At 32.9% G+C, this 16,535-nt stretch carries 13 protein-coding genes; 6 read left to right on the top strand and 7 right to left on the bottom strand.

What is annotated here, in order from left to right; all coding sequences use genetic code 11:
* Positions 1 to 8: 8 nt before the first annotated feature.
* The 4 genes from JV528_RS03480 to gtxA all read right to left on the bottom strand — a co-directional run bounded on the left by JV528_RS03480 (position 9) and on the right by gtxA (position 4,861).
* Entirely contained in the window at positions 9 to 1,742 is a 1,734-nt protein-coding gene (locus tag JV528_RS03480) for an ABC transporter ATP-binding protein (protein WP_204177293.1), read from the bottom strand.
* A gap of 24 nt (positions 1,743 to 1,766) precedes the next feature.
* Complete coding sequence (locus tag JV528_RS03485; protein ID WP_001064817.1) at positions 1,767 to 3,530, bottom strand: ABC transporter ATP-binding protein; 1,764 nt, start codon at positions 3,528 to 3,530, stop codon at positions 1,767 to 1,769.
* A 703-nt stretch (positions 3,531 to 4,233) separates the two neighbouring features.
* Positions 4,234 to 4,341: a type I toxin-antitoxin system Fst family toxin gene (locus tag JV528_RS03490; protein WP_000482647.1), complete on the bottom strand. Its 108-nt coding sequence runs from the start codon at positions 4,339 to 4,341 to the stop codon at positions 4,234 to 4,236.
* 133 nt (positions 4,342 to 4,474) lie between these two features.
* Entirely contained in the window at positions 4,475 to 4,861 is a 387-nt protein-coding gene (gtxA, locus tag JV528_RS03495) for a flippase GtxA (RefSeq protein ID WP_000779350.1), read from the bottom strand.
* A gap of 267 nt (positions 4,862 to 5,128) precedes the next feature.
* Here gtxA and JV528_RS03500 point away from each other — a divergent pair, with 267 nt between their 5' ends.
* The 3 genes from JV528_RS03500 to JV528_RS03510 all read left to right on the top strand — a co-directional run bounded on the left by JV528_RS03500 (position 5,129) and on the right by JV528_RS03510 (position 8,387).
* The gene (locus JV528_RS03500; RefSeq protein WP_001176868.1) at positions 5,129 to 6,271 is read left to right on the top strand and encodes a glycerate kinase; all 1,143 of its coding nucleotides are present in this window, start codon (positions 5,129 to 5,131) and stop codon (positions 6,269 to 6,271) included.
* 59 nt (positions 6,272 to 6,330) lie between these two features.
* On the top strand, positions 6,331 to 6,990 hold the full coding sequence (locus JV528_RS03505) for a hypothetical protein (RefSeq protein ID WP_000831299.1): 660 nt from the start codon (positions 6,331 to 6,333) through the stop codon (positions 6,988 to 6,990).
* A 185-nt stretch (positions 6,991 to 7,175) separates the two neighbouring features.
* A complete protein-coding gene (locus JV528_RS03510; RefSeq protein ID WP_001191928.1) occupies positions 7,176 to 8,387 on the top strand; it encodes a putative multidrug effflux MFS transporter TcaB in 1,212 nt (403 codons plus the stop codon).
* Positions 8,388 to 8,509: 122 nt separating this feature from the next.
* Here the strand turns inward: JV528_RS03510 and JV528_RS03515 are convergent, their stop codons facing one another.
* Positions 8,510 to 8,983 carry a GyrI-like domain-containing protein gene (locus JV528_RS03515; protein ID WP_000456493.1) on the bottom strand — a complete coding sequence of 158 codons (474 nt, stop codon included), beginning with the start codon at positions 8,981 to 8,983 and terminating at the stop codon, positions 8,510 to 8,512.
* Between the two features lie 112 nt (positions 8,984 to 9,095).
* On the opposite strand from JV528_RS03515, the gene JV528_RS03520 reads away from it, so the two are divergent.
* A complete protein-coding gene (locus JV528_RS03520) occupies positions 9,096 to 9,752 on the top strand; it encodes a C39 family peptidase (RefSeq protein ID WP_001080281.1) in 657 nt (218 codons plus the stop codon).
* Positions 9,753 to 9,814: 62 nt separating this feature from the next.
* On the opposite strand, the gene JV528_RS03525 is transcribed toward JV528_RS03520, so the two are convergent.
* A complete protein-coding gene (locus JV528_RS03525; protein WP_000690189.1) occupies positions 9,815 to 10,621 on the bottom strand; it encodes a metallophosphoesterase in 807 nt (268 codons plus the stop codon).
* A 285-nt stretch (positions 10,622 to 10,906) separates the two neighbouring features.
* Between JV528_RS03525 and JV528_RS03530 the strand changes: the two genes are divergently transcribed.
* Together JV528_RS03530 and JV528_RS03535 are read left to right on the top strand one after the other, a co-directional pair.
* Positions 10,907 to 12,316: an amino acid permease gene (locus tag JV528_RS03530; protein ID WP_204254804.1), complete on the top strand. Its 1,410-nt coding sequence runs from the start codon at positions 10,907 to 10,909 to the stop codon at positions 12,314 to 12,316.
* A 137-nt stretch (positions 12,317 to 12,453) separates the two neighbouring features.
* The gene (locus JV528_RS03535; RefSeq protein WP_196931774.1) at positions 12,454 to 14,532 is read left to right on the top strand and encodes a cation:proton antiporter; all 2,079 of its coding nucleotides are present in this window, start codon (positions 12,454 to 12,456) and stop codon (positions 14,530 to 14,532) included.
* 140 nt (positions 14,533 to 14,672) lie between these two features.
* Here JV528_RS03535 and JV528_RS03540 read toward each other — a convergent pair whose 3' ends face one another.
* Positions 14,673 to 16,502, bottom strand: a complete 1,830-nt coding sequence (locus tag JV528_RS03540; protein ID WP_000483052.1) for an APC family permease — start codon at positions 16,500 to 16,502, stop codon at positions 14,673 to 14,675.
* Positions 16,503 to 16,535 lie beyond the last annotated feature (33 nt).

A 16,535-nucleotide genomic window follows, 5' to 3' on the forward strand; every position in this document is an offset into this window, starting at 1 on the left:
ACTATTATTTATAATTTCCAGCCTGCTGACTTACTTTTTATTGTTATAAAGTCTTGATACATCCCTGGTTTTTGAATTAATTCATCATGACTTCCTCTTTGTATTATTTCACCATCACAGAGTACGATAATTTGATCTGCATTTTTAATAGTTTCTAGTTTGTGTGCAATTGTAATAACCGTTTTGCCTTTACTCAATTCATCAATTGCATGTTGAATGAGATGTTCGTTTTCAGGATCAATACTTGCTGTTGCTTCGTCTAAAATAATAATTGGTGCATCTTTCAAAATTGCCCGGGCGATAGAAATTCTCTGTCTTTCTCCACCAGATAAATTACTACCTTTTTCATTTAGCATTGTTTGATATCCCTCAGGTAATGACATGATGAAGTCGTGGCAACATGCTTGCTTCGCTGCACGAATAATTTCTTCTTTCGTTGCACCTGGATTGCCAAACAATATGTTATTTTCAATCGTATCATTAAATAAATACACCTTTTGAAATACTGCACTAATTTTCGACATTAACGTACTTAATGTCATATCTTTAATATCAACACCATCGATGCGAATATTTCCATCATCGATATCATAAAAGCGCAAGAGTAAGTGACATAATGTAGATTTCCCACTTCCTGAAGGTCCAATTATTGCTGTTGATGTTTGTGTAGGTATCTCAAAATTCACATTCTTTATCACTTGTTTATCATCATATGAAAAATTCACGTTTTGAAAAGCGATATTTTCATTTTTAATCGTCAAATTTTTTCCATTCTCATCCAGTTCTGGAGCATTTTTTATCTTTTCAATATCATCTATCGTCATATCTATCATTTCAAGTACGTGTGCAGCACTATTAATATTTTCAACACTATCAAATATCACAAATGAAAAAATTGAAATCATAATAAGGGTAGGTAAATCAATACTATGATTCATATATAATAAGCATGCAACTAATACAATCATTATTGAAACAACTTTTAAACTAAGTAAATGCAATAAATTGAATGGGATATATTGCATTTCTATTTTTGTATTTATACGTTTACTTTCATTGACTGCTTGGTTAAAACTTTTAAGACTCTTATTTTCTTTCGCGAATGATTTTATTACTTGAATACCACGAATAACCTCCAATACCTTTTCCACTAATTGGTTTTGTACATTATGATACGCTGGCGCATTTTGTCGACTCTTTCTTTCTAATAATTGAATCGCAAAAAATGATAGTAATACGCCAATGCATGCTAATAATGATACTTGCCACGAAACTACAAGTAGAGACAATATGAGTACTGTAATTAATATGTATCCATTAACAACAACGTCCACCATTTTCATAGCAAAGTTTTCTAAAAAGGTTAAATCTGTTGTTACTATTGTTGTTAACTCATTTGAATGATGCGAATTAAAATAACCTAACCTTACATTTTTCAATTTATCCCCTATATCTAAACGTTCTTTCGCACTCATTTCATAAGCGATGCTCTCATGGCTTTTGCTTTTGAAATATGCTGTAATAAATCGTCCAATCACTAATAAAACCATGATAATTACAACATTCAATATATCTTTCATATAAATAGGTTTATGAGATAGCACATTATTAAATATTTTTGCAGCTAAAAAGATAGGTAACGCAATAAAAATAGCATTTAAAAATGACATGCTAAATCCTAAAATCATTCTTGCTTTATATGGTCTTATCCAGTTTAAAATTTTAAATGTAATTTGAAACATATTTGACCTCCTTTTCTCATTAGTTTAATTATGTCCAGTATTGATTCCCCAATCTTTTGTATGCATGTGCGTATCCCACATTTTCTTATAATTACCGTTTAATTTTAGCAATAAGTGATGTGACCCTTTTTCTAAAATTTGTTGTTTACCTAAAACAATAATTTGATCTGCATGTTGAATCGTAGATAACCGATGTGCAATAACAATCAATGTTTTATCCTGCGTCAACACATTTAATGCTTCTTGAATTTTTTGTTCGTTGTCTGGATCAACGTAAGCAGTCGCTTCATCTAATACAATGATAGGCGCATCTTTTAATATCATTCTTGCAATAGTGACTCGTTGTTTTTCACCACCAGACAATTTATCTCCCACTGTACCAACATTCGTATCATATCCATCTGGCAACTTTTCAATAAATTCATGACATTGTGCTAACTTGGCAGCTTTTTCAACTGCCTCATCCGTAGCTTCTGGATTGCCAAGTTTAATATTTTCTTTAAAAGTAAGATTTAATAAAAAGTTATCTTGTCCAACAAAACCAACTAAATCGTTAAGTTGTTTCGATTCAATATCTTTTATATTTATACCGCCAATCGTAATTTCACCTGAAGTCACATCCCAGTATCGTGATATAAGCTTGGCAATGGTTGACTTACCGCTACCAGATGCCCCGACGATAGCTGTGAAATTATTTTTTGGTACTGTAAATGATAAATGCTTAAAGACCAGATCGTCCTTATCTTTGTTATATGAAAATCCAACATTATTAAAAGCAATTTCATAATGTTGAGGCTTCTTAAATTTTGTTGACAATACTAACTCTTCTAGACTTAATATTTGATTCACTTCAGTTAATGCGTATTGTATAGACTTTAAATGATTTACATAATTAGTAAAATTCTTAATCGGTGCTACTACACCTAAAGATAATACGATGCATAGGAAAAATTCCGCATAGTTTAATTGGTTGATAGATATCAAATACATGCCGACCGGTAAAATCCCTAAAAATGTTGAAGGTAATACACTTGAACCTAAATTCATATATCCCCATGTATTTTTAAACCAATTCAAAGTGTGAATCTTATAATTATCTACTGCATCTTTATACTTTTTATATGAACTTTGAGATTGATTAAATGTTTTAATCACTTCAATGCCTTCGATAAACTCTACAATCGCGCTATTCATATAATTATTCGATTTCATTTGTTCAGCATATGTCTCATTAAATCCAGACATAACTTTTTTAAAAGCGAAAATTGAAATTGGTATCGTTACTAATAAGGCACTAGCCATACGCCAATCAATGAGCATTATGTATAAAAAGATAGCAGCTGACAAAAGTAAGTTTCCTATAACTTCAGGAATCATATGTGCTAAAGGTAATTCTATTGTTTCAACCTTATCGACAAATATATTTTTTAATTCACCTATTTTCTTAGATTCCACTACGCCTAAAGGGAGACGCATTAATTTTTGAGCTAATTTTTTACGAATTTCAGATAAAATTTCATATGCCGTAATATGTGATAGCATCGTTGACGCTCCAAAACAACACACTTGTGAAATATAAGCGATTAAAGCAATAAAGATATAAACCATAATCGAATTAATCGTATATGCATTGTTAATCATCATTAAAATAATTTTAAAGACTGCCCAATATGGAACTAATCCAGAAAAGACACTGATGATAGACAACAAAATTGATAACATAATTTTCCATTTACTATCAGAAGCAAATCCGCTGAGTATCTTTATCCAATTTGTCTGATTGTTCATCGTATATGTAACTCCTTTCAATTAATAATCTAAATTAAGCCGCTTATATTATTTATTTCACTGGATGATATACATAATATAAATTTGTTATTTGTTAAAAATCAATACTTATTACAAGTACATCATATATTAGTTGATAACGATTATCAATGTCGCGTGGATTTGTGACACATTTCTTTTAAAAATTCACAAGGTTATGGGGCAGAAATGATAAAGAGCCACTAATGATTTATTATGTAATGATTCTTTATCCTTAGCCACAGCTAATATGTACTTAAAAATAGGAATACATGAGTAAAACTCTATGTTGGGGCTCCGCCAACTTGCACATTATTGTAAGCTGACTTTCCGCCAGCTACTGTGTTGGGGCCCCGCCAACTTGCATTGTCTGTAGAAACTGTGGATCCAATTTCTCTATGTTGGGTCCCTGAGTATAGCCTTGTAGAGTCTAGTACATTGATTTGTATCCCAATGTCCCTATAATTGATTATTCGCTTTATCTAATGATCCTATGACTCAACTATTAAATCATTTTTCGAAATACTTAATTCTAATACAATTAAATTCATTTATTGTAATATTGCAAAAATACATTGCACACCTTGTTCATCAATGCTATAATTAGTTACATAATAAATTGAACATCTAAATACACCAAATCCCCTCACTACTGCCATAGTGAGGGGATTTATTTAGGTGTTGGTTATTTGTCACCTTTTTTATTGTTGCGCGTTCGTAACCAATGTGCAAAAAACGCAACAAGACAGCCGCTTAAAGCTGAAGTCATGATGTCAATTAATAAATTGAACATCCGTCATACACCTCCTCTCTGCGTTAAAGTAACGCCCGAGATGTTAGGCGACCATTATATTATATCATTTATTTATTATATTTCACGCAATATTAAAGTTCGAGTAAAGCGTTTTTTAGTGGTTTACGCTAATTTAATTGCTATCTTTTAAAATCCATTTAGATAATATAAATGTGATGGGTATCGTAATAATTAAACCAGCAAATGGTGCAATTTCTGCTGGCAAATTTAGCCAGGATACAAATACATATAATAAAACTGTTTGTAAGCTTACGTTGACAATCTGCGTAATTGGAAAACTAATGAATTTTCTCCAAGTAGGTTTTACCTTGTAAACAAAATAACAATTCAAATAATACGAAATCACAAAAGCGACTATAAATCCGGTAATATGACTAATCATATATTCAATGTGTAATAATTTTAACAGCAATAAATAGACAACATAATAGTTTAACGTATTAATGCCGCCAACAATGATAAATTTTAAAATTTCAGCATGCGTTTGTGTTAGTTTCATATGTGTAACTCCTCAACATCAAAATATATGTATAACTGCGTTCTCCAACATACTCGAATATGCGAGCCAATCCGCTTCTCTTCAAATATACTTATTTCAGTTTTTATACCCTTTCACAGCAAATTTAGTCTCTTTCCCCTCATCCTTATACGCCATTATAATGTAACTGATTTATCGTGCGACTCATTAGCACTATAGAGATTACTTTAGTTCAATAGTAATTTTATATACAATAAGAGCGACAACAGTAATGAGAGGATGTCTACTATGCAATTACAAAAAATTGTCATCGCTCCTGACTCATTTAAGGAAAGTATGACCGCACAGCAAGTTGGCAATATTATAAAACAGGCATTTACTAATGTTTATGGGAATACCCTTCATTATGATATCATTCCGATGGCTGATGGTGGTGAAGGTACCACAGATGCTTTAATGCATGCAACAGGTGCTACTAAGTATACAGTCATCGTTAATGACCCTTTAATGCGACCTATTGAAGCATGTTATGCACGCGCAGACGAACAACAAATTGCAATTATTGAAATGGCAGCAGCGTCAGGTTTGGATTTATTAGAAAAAGAGGAACGTAATCCTTTATACACATCATCATATGGTACCGGTGAACTAATTAAAGATGCATTAAATCATGGTGCTAAGACCATTATTTTAGGGATTGGTGGCAGTGCAACAAATGATGGTGGTACAGGTATGCTAAGTGCACTAGGCGTAAAGTTTACTGATGTAAACGGGGACTTATTACAAATGAATGGTGCTAATCTTGCTCACATTGCACAAATCGATATAACCAATCTAGATTCGCGATTAAAAGAAGTGACTTTTAAAGTGGCCTGCGATGTTTCAAATCCTTTATTGGGTGAAAATGGTGTTACCTATATTTATGGTCCTCAAAAAGGCGCTGATGCAAAGATGATACCAAAGTTGGATTTCGCAATGTCGCATTATCATGATAAGATAAAAATGTGCACAGGAAAGTCCGTTAATCAAATACCAGGTTCTGGTGCAGCTGGCGGTATGGGCGCAGCATTATTAGCGTTTTGTGAGACAACTTTAACAAAAGGTATTGATGTCGTCTTTGACATTACAGATTTTCATCAAAGAATTAAAGATGCAGACCTCGTTATTACTGGAGAAGGACGCATGGATTATCAGACCATCTTTGGTAAAACACCCGTAGGCGTTGCGTTAGCTGCAAAACAATATCATATTCCTGTCATCGCGATTTGTGGCAGTCTAGGCGAAAATTATCAACATGTTTACGATTTCGGTATTGATAGTGCCTATTCTATAATCTCTTCACCTAGCACTTTAGAAGATGTCCTACAAAATAGCGAACAAAATTTATTAAACACTGCAACTGACATTGCTCGTATTCTGAAATTACAATAATGTCAAAGTAAATCATCAGCTTTATTATTTGCAGTTAAAACTTGAATGAGGTGAAACCCATGAAAAGAACTGATAAATACCGTGATTCATATCAATACGACAATCAAAACCAAAATCATCGTCGTCAATCTGAAGACGCATCGTATAGACAACAATATGCTAAAGGCGATCCTGAAGAGCACCCGGAACGATACTATAACGGTAGAGATTATCGAAGAGAACAAATTCTTGAAGAAGAAAACGAGAAATCACGCCGTTCAAAAAAATGGTTATATATCATTATTGCTATTCTCTTAATTATTGTCGCTATTTTTGTCACACGCGCCTTACTTAACAATGATAGCGATAAAGTTAGTAATGACCCTAAAGTCTCTCAAAATTATAAAAAACAAGTTGAAAATCAAGACGGCCAAATTAATCAGCAAGTCGATAATGCTAAAGAAAATATTAAAAACAACCAAAAAACTGATGACATTATTAAAAATTTACAAAATCAAATCGACAACTTGAAGCAGCAAGAACAAAACAAAGCTGATTCTAAGCTAACTCAATTTTATCAAGACCAAATCAACAAATTGACAGAGGCAAATAATGCACTTAAAAACAATGCAAGCCAAGGTAAAATTGAAAGCATGTTAAATGATATTAATACAAAATTCGACAGTATTAAATCAAAATTAGAAAGTCTATTTAAAGATGACAATGGTGGTGGCAATTAATTATTTCACCTTTCAATAAGTATATAAATTAATTAAGTCCTATACTTTATCTGTATCACTAAGTTATTCGTGATGATGCATTAAGAGTATAGGGATTTTTTTTATAAACTTGTATTCTAACTACATACAAATACACACAAAACGTATATAATTTATATAATTATATCATTTAAAGGAGTCTGATCATGCAATCTTCGAAAACCAAAACGAAGCATTTTTCATTTTTATTGCTAATTACGTTAGGCGTCATGACCGCTTTTGGCCCACTAACTATAGATATGTACGTACCATCATTACCTAAAGTGCAAGGTGATTTTGGTTCTACTACATCAGAAATTCAATTAACATTATCATTCACAATGATTGGTCTTGCACTAGGCCAATTTATCTTTGGACCTTTATCCGATGCTTTTGGTCGCAAACGGATTGCTGTATCCATTTTAATCATTTTCATTTTGGTATCAGGTTTGTCTATGTTTGTTGATCAATTGCCATTATTCTTAACTTTACGATTTATTCAAGGTTTGACAGGTGGTGGCGTCATCGTTATTGCCAAAGCCTCTGCTGGTGATAAATTTACTGGCAACGCACTCGCTAAATTTTTAGCATCTTTAATGGTAGTTAATGGCATCATCACTATTCTTGCACCATTAGCCGGTGGATTAGCTTTATCCGTAGCAACATGGCGTTCTATTTTCACAATTTTAACTATTGTGGCACTCATCATTTTAATTGGCGTCGCTTCTCAATTACCTAAAACATCTAAAGATGAATTAAAGCAGGTGAATTTTAGTAGCGTCATTAAAGACTTTGGAAGTCTTTTGAAAAAACCAGCATTTATTATTCCAATGTTATTACAAGGTTTAACTTATGTAATGCTATTTAGTTATTCATCTGCATCGCCATTTATTACTCAAAAATTATATAATATGACACCCCAACAATTTAGTATCATGTTTGCTGTTAACGGTGTAGGTTTAATCATTGTCAGTCAAGTCGTTGCTTTATTAGTAGAAAAATTACATCGCCACTTATTATTAATCATTTTAACTATTATACAAGTGGTAGGTGTTGCTTTAATTATCCTGACACTTACATTCCATTTACCACTTTGGGTCTTACTCATCGCATTCTTCTTAAATGTGTGTCCTGTGACGTCAATTGGACCGCTTGGTTTCACAATGGCTATGGAAGAACGAACAGGTGGCAGTGGTAACGCATCAAGTTTACTTGGCTTATTCCAATTTATCTTAGGTGGCGCTGTTGCACCATTAGTTGGCTTAAAAGGCGAATTTAATACATCACCATATATGATTATTATCTTCATTACAGCCATTCTATTAGTCAGTCTACAAATCATTTACTTTAAAATGATTAAAAAGCAACATGTCGCATAACACTTCAACATAATTAGAACCCTAGCAAAGATATCTATCTTTGTCGGGGTTCTTCTTTATGAATTATGAGATCCAATCTTCAACTAAAATTACGCCTTCATATCAAGTACATTTCTATTCAATCACCCTTTAACAGGCATCCAAATTTCTGTAATATATTTTTCACTTGTAGTATCACCATCCTGATACAACTCAAAAAATGGTGCTGATTTTACCGTATCTGCTTGATATTGATGTATGTAGTGATGAACCTCTTCCATTTTTTGTTGAACTGCTTTAGGTACTGAGCCCTGTGCTTCAAATACCATATACTTTGAACTTGCTAATGTTATGACATCATATTTTTCAATATCAGCACTATTATCTCCGGTAACTGCAATCATATATGACATCTTACCGTCTAATTCGGGTATACATAAGCCAAGTATCCCGGCTAAATCACCATTATTTTTTAACTGTAAATCCGCAATTACTCCCTCTTGATAACATCTTTGCCAAAACCCTGCTATATGTTGCTGAGCCTGTCGTCCATTTTCATACGTTTCTTTAATACCTACTAACGTTAACGACGCAAGTTGTTGTAATTGATATTCCATTTAATCACTCCATTAATTTTATTCACTCATGTAAAACATATGTTTAGGACATTTTGCATTGACGCTATATAATTATATTAAATATTTATTGAATCAATGCGAGGACTATATTATGAACCGAAAAATATTACCAGTTAAACCTATCAGTCAGCTATTTCCTATCCCTATGGTCATGGGGTGTGAAGGTGTTTCCGCAGCCATGATGTTGCAATACAATAACCAACATATCCCTGCTACAGAAATTATGAGGCATTGGCCGACACATCCGAACAATCCACATAAAGGTTATGTTGGACATCACTTATTCATTAAGCTTGGCAATTATCATCAAACAATATTTCCAGAAGCATATGTACCATTTTTACAAAAATACAATCCTAATATCGTAGACGGCACTGGTAAATCCTTAGAAGATCTTAAAGGTATTATCGATCAAGGTCAACCTGTGTTAATATACCATACTAATCTTGGTTCTAAACCATTACTACGTGTTTTCCGCTTTGATAACAAGCCAGCGAAACAAGTTTCAAATATTCACGTAACGTTACTCATTGGGTACGATGATTACTATTACTATTATATCGATCCACTTTGGAGTCATATTCGTCGTGGCCTAGTTTTACCTGCCATCATTCCAAATCGCAAACAAATTATTAAAATTCGTAAAGAGAAAATGGAATACAGCTTTAATTCACCAGGAAGAAAGTGCATTTATGTGCAACCACATTCATATACAATTGAAAATCAACAACAAAATAAACACACGTAAGTAAACACATTACTCGCGTGTGTAAAACATAAAATGCGCAAACTGGGTCAGGTTTGCGCATTTTAAATTTCTATTATTTGTATCGTCTCATTTATTTCCTGGTAAATATCTTCTGAACGCCATTGTCTTGGATAGCCTAGACACGGACAGAGATAACATCTGCCATCATCCATCACACTTTTCCGAAAATGAACATGGCCCATAATACTATATGGTATATCGAACATCGCATACAAAGGATTGAAATCACTTGTCCCAATAAATGCATTATAAAAATCGAATATACGATGCGGCATAGGAACAATGAAATCAGGGTACGTCACAACATGTGTGACTAAAATCACTCGTCTATTTCCTACTTCTAATATATCTTTCTTCACTTGTTCAGCCGCTATTTTAGATAAATTTTGATCTGATATGCCCCAAGATATTCGTTCTTTATCTTGCCAAGTCGCACCATAATGTTTTCCTCTTTGTAACTCATCTAATGAAAATCGTTGTGCTGCAAAGCTATAATCATACCAACCTGTATGTCCTATTATTGCCCATTCTTCATTTACTATAAATGGTTTTCCTACCAAGCACTGTGACATACTCTTATAATTATTCCAAATGTCTTGCGTAGTCATACTTTCAACTTCCCATAAATCATGGTTTCCAGGAACAAATTTCACAGGTATATCTAATTGTTTTGTCAATTGCGTTATAAATTGGTGCGTCAATTGATAATGATTTGAGATATCTCCCGCAATCAACAATATATCCAAATTTTTATACTTAACTATTTCAACCAATGCCTCTAAGTAATCTTTGGATGTTTTTTTATTATGACGATCAAAATGTAAATCGGCGATTGTCCCTATCTTCATACCCATACCTTCTTTACTCAAATTAAAATGTTATTTATTATGCCATAGCTTATCTAATATATATAGTTAACTGCTTCATTTAGATGATTATTTTATATTTTTGCATAAAAACTTATATCTTTTCAAAAAATCGATAAGTTTTAGTTATCATACCCTTGCCTATCAAATGTTTTTTCTTATATTTAAAAAAATAATTGCTTTATTAAATGGATTTCTTTAGTATTTATAATTAAGAAAACGCTTACACACAACTTTTTTATTTGCTTTATCCTGAGGAGGAAAATTATGGCAAGAAAATTGCATAGAGAGTTGAATAACAGACACATCCAATTGATAGCAATTGGGGGCGCAATTGGAACTGGGTTATTCCTAGGATCAGGTCAAACAATATCTTTAACTGGTCCATCACTGTTATTCACATACATGATTATTGGGGTTGTACTATTCGCTTTTATGCGCGCATTAGGCGAATTGTTGTTGAGCAATACAAGATTTAATTCATTTGTTGATATTGCAAATGAATATTTAGGCCCTTTTGGTGGCTTTGTCATTGGCTGGACTTACTGGTTATGTTGGATTGTATCAAGTATGTCAGACCTAACTGCGATGGGACAATACTTTGCATTTTGGTATCCACAAGTCCCAAATTGGATTACCGTGCTATTTATTGTTTTAATCTTGATTAGCTTCAACTTATTAGGTGCCAGATTATTTGGTGAACTGGAGTTTTGGTTCTCGATTATTAAAGTTGTCACAATTATTGCGATGGTTATCGTTGGTCTTGTATTAATCTTTTTCTCATTTAAAACACATTATGGGCCTGCATCATTCACAAACTTAATCAGTCACGGCGGCATGTTCCCTGGAGGAACATTTGGTTTCTTAATGTCATTCCAAATTGCTGTATATTCATTCATTGGTATTGAACTTATAGGTGTAACTGCTGGTGAAACGAAAGATCCTGAAAAAACCTTACCGAAAGCAATTAATAATGTACCTATCCGTATTTTATTATTCTATATCGGTGGTCTATTAGTAATTATGTCAGTCATACCTTGGAATGATATCGATCCAAATAGTAGCCCTTTCGTTAAACTCTTTACATTAATCGGCGTGCCATTTGCAGCAGGTGTCGTTAACTTTGTCGTGCTAACTGCCGCGGCCTCTGCTACAAATAGTGGAATCTATTCGAATAGTCGTATCTTATTCGGACTGTCACAACAAGGGTTAGGTCCTAAAGTTTTAAATAAAACGAATAGTCATGGCGTGCCTTATTTATCAATGTTAGTTTCATCAATTGCATTACTTATAGCAGCCTTGTTAAATTATATTTTTCCTAATGCAATTCAACTATTCATATACGTTACAACGTTATCAACTGTGTTGTTTTTAGTTGTTTGGGCAATGATTATTGTCGCTTATCTAATGTATTTGAAAAAGCATCCTGAGGCACACAAAAACAGTAAATTTAAGTTGATTGGTGGTAAGCCTATTGCTTACATTATTCTAGCGTTCTTCTTCTTTGTATTCATTTTATTATTCTTTAGTGACGAAACAAGAGCAGCTATTTATATTTCGCCATTCTGGTTTATATTTTTATTTTTCTTTTATAAAAAATACAAAACGAATGCTGAAAAGCTCGCGTATGAACAACGACAAAATGACAGCGGTCATTTCAGATATGACAATCAATAATTTAAACATCTCGCTCTAGTATCAGTTCAACCGATACTAGAGTTTTTTTGAAAATAACTTCATTTTATCAATATATCTATGTCATTATGCCTTAAAAGTGATAAAATATTAACTATTAAAATTTTGAGGAGTATTGTATGGCACTATTAGAAGCATTTTTAATTTTTATTTTTGCTGTGATTATTAGTTCGGTTATCAATAATCGATTCCCACAAATTCCTACTGCCTTTATTCAAATTGCATTAGGTGTCGTTATTTTCATTATTCCAATACAAGTTGATTTCCAATTCAATTCTGAAGTATTTATGTTTGCCGTTATCGCGCCACTACTTTTTGTGGAAGGTACCCACGTCTCTCGAACAAAATTATTAGAATATCGTAAACCTATACTATTAATGTCAATGGCACTAGTGTTTGCAACTGTAGTCGGTGTTGGCTATTTTATACATTGGATTTGGCCTGCCTTACCAATGCCAGCCGCTTTTGCAATAGCAGCAATTTTATGTCCTACTGATGCAGTAGCAGTATCTGCTATTACACGTGGGAAATTATTACCTAAAGGTTCTATGACGATTTTAGAAGGTGAATCTTTACTCAATGATGCAGCAGGTATCATTTCATTTAAAATTGCTGTTACTGCATTAGTAACTGGTACCTTTTCATTATTCCAAGCTGTTGAACAATTTATCATTTCAACAATACTAGGTGTACTTATTGGTGCAATTATTGGATTCGTTGTCGTTAGAATACGTATAGACTTAACCGCTAATAAAGGTTTAAAAGATAACAATACCTTAACTTTTATTCAATTATTAACACCTTTTGTCGTATACTTTTTAGCAGAAGAAGTTCATGCTTCAGGTATCATTGCAGTTGTAATCGCAGGTCTAATCCATGGTTTAGAACGCGACCGTTTAATTAGAGCACAAACGGAACTACAAATGAATTACCATCAAATTTGGAACACATTTAGTTATGCCTTAAATGGTTTTGTATTTGTTGTATTAGGTTTTATGATTCCTACTGTAGTCATAGATATTTTCCAAACAGAGCCGGACAACTTTTCATTTTTAATATTGATCACTATATTAATCGCTATTGCAATTTATGCATGTCGATTTGTTTGGGTTTATTTCTGGTACAAAGATTTTTATTTCCCGAAAAATATACAATCTTATCTAGACGAGGAACATGATTCACATGAAACACCACCTTCTCGTGTGCGTTACGCATTTATTATGACCATGTGTGGTATTCACGGTACAATTTCACTTTCAATGGCACTTACATTACCATTTATCATTACAAAAGGACAAGCATTCGAATACCGTAATGATTTATTGTTTATTGCATCTTTCATGGTATTAATTAGTTTAATCTTAGCGCAAATTGTTTTACCTTTAATTACACCATCTGCCGAAGATACTACTTTTAAAGGTATGACTTATCAATCTGCCAAAATTTTCATTGTCCAAAAAGTTATCGAACATTTTAAAAACGAAAGTAAAAAAGACAAAAACGATACAAATTATCGACCAGTATTAACCCAATACTATGGAGAATTGTTATTTTTATTAAATTCAGAACCTGATAATCAAAATACAAAAGAACTCAAACGTTTAGAAGATATTGCAAAAGTAATCGAAACATCTACACTTGAGCGTTTAATTGATAAAGGTAAGGCAACATATCAGGATATAAATAATTACCGCAATATTGTCGAATTAACAGAGACACACCGTACTGCATCATTTGTTGAAAAATTTGCAAACTTCTTCAAGATGTTATGGCTTAGACTTAAAGCGATAAAGCACTACAAAGCCTTAAACAAAGAATCTAAAAAGCAAGAATTTGAAAATTCATTCAAAGATGTTCAAAAAATTATGCGTATTGTGAATCACAATATTATTTTACGCTTAAAAGAAGAACAAAATAGTACAAATGTACTTGAGGTTAGCTTAGTCATTAATCATTACTATGATATGAGTCGCTCATTAAAGTGGCGTGCACAACGTCGAAAAGAACGTCAAGAAAATAGCAATCAAATCATACCGCAAGCTATGTTCCACAACCACAAATTGGAAGCATTGTACTTACAACGTCATCTTTTAGATGAATTAATTCGCAAAAATAAAATCAACAATATCGTTGCAGCTCAAATTCGAGAAAATATCAATTACAACGAAATTGTCTTGTCTTTACAGTCCAAACATTAAGCAAGACATAACAACACCCCCCGTACATATGAGACAAAGTCATGATCATCTCATATGTACGGGGTTTTTATAGTCAACATCAAAAAATCGGATTGATGAAAAGTAAATAACCTTTCATCAATCCGATTTGATTATAGAATCTATTTTTTAAGTTTAAATGGAATTGTACATACGTTAACATTCTTTTGATAAATTAAATACAATTTCATACGCAAACTAGTTTGATTGTGTAATAAATTATGCCAACGTTTCTTAGTAATAAATTCTGGTATCACTACTGTAATCATATAGTTTTGATCGTTGGCTTTACGATTAATCTTATCGATAAAACGTGAAATTGGTCGTATAATACTGCGATATTCCGAGTGTAAAATAACTAATCTTACATCTGGGAAATGACGTTTCCATTTCTCTTGGAATGCTTTCTCATCTTCATCTCCAAATGATACATGTACCGCAATGACATCATTATTCGCAAGCATTTGTGCGTAATAAATAGACTTATCAACTGCTGTTGTAATACTAGTTATCGGCACAATTGCTAAATTACGATCTACCACGTCCACATTAAGAACATCAATGTCAGAACGTAATTGTTCTGCGATATCTCGATAATGTTTGTTAATTTTCAAGAAGAAAATCACCACGAACGGCAAGAAAATAAGTATCGGCCATACTTGGCTAAATTTAGTTATGAGTAAAATCATAAAAACAATAAATGTCACGATACCACCAAGTAAGTTCACAGACAACTTACTTAACCAATTCTTAGGACGTTCATGAATCCATTTAATAACCATACCGAATTGTGCTAGTGTAAATGGAATAAATACACCAACAGCATACAATGGAATTAAATCTTCAGTCATACCATCAAATACAATAATTAAAATAATGGCTAATACACCTAAAATAATAATCGAGTTAGAGTAGCCTAAGCGATCACCTCTAACAGTAAACATTCTAGGCATATATTTATCTTTAGACATTGAAGCCGCTAACATCGGAAAAGCTGTAAATCCAGTGTTGGCTGCTAATACCAAAATCATCACGGTCGTTGCCTGTACAAAATAGAAGGCAGCATTATCACCAAATATTTGCATAGCTAATTGTGATAAAACTGTCGTTTCCGTTTGTGGCATAATTCCATAAACATATGCTAAACCAACGATACCAACTAATAAAAACGCTAAAATTGAACCCATAGCAATTAACGTTTTTACAGCATTATTAGCACTTGGTTCTCTAAAATTGGTTACCGCATTTGAAATAGCTTCAACACCTGTTAATGATGAAGCCCCTGATGAAAATGCTTTTAATAGCAAGAATAATGTTACTCCAGGAACCGCAGTTCCTACTGATGCATGCATATGTGGTTGAATATCTCCTGTCGCCACACGGAAAGTACCTATAAATATTAATATGACTAACCCTATAATGAAAAGATATACTGGATAGGATAATACGGTGGCAGATTCAGTTAAACCACGTAAATTTAATATTAAAATAAAAAGTACCAGTAAACATGCAATCAGTACTTTATGCCCATATAAACTTGGGAATGCAGCAACAAATGCATCAGCACCAGATGATATACTAACAGCAACAGTCAGTATGTAATCGACTAATAATGAGCCTCCTGCAAGCAATCCCCATTTTTCTCCTAAATTGGTCTTGGACACCATATACGCGCCGCCACCTTTAGGATATGCATAAATAATTTGCCTATAAGACATAATTAAAGCAGCTAATAAGATCAGAACAGCACCTGCAATCGGTAAAGTATACCAAGTTGCAACTGCACCCACTACTGATAATGTAATCAGTATTTGTTCGGGACCGTAAGCCACTGAAGATAATGCATCCGACGAAAGAATCGCTAACCCTTTAAACTTCGATATCTTTTCGTCTTTTAGTTCTCTGTTTTTTTTAGGTTGCCCTATAATAAGTCTTTTAAATTGATTAAACATAATCTCCTATTCCTTTTTATACTTTTTGATGGA

This window comes from Staphylococcus sp. GDB20D11A, assembly GCF_016893255.1.
Taxonomy (GTDB): domain Bacteria; phylum Bacillota; class Bacilli; order Staphylococcales; family Staphylococcaceae; genus Staphylococcus; species Staphylococcus aureus.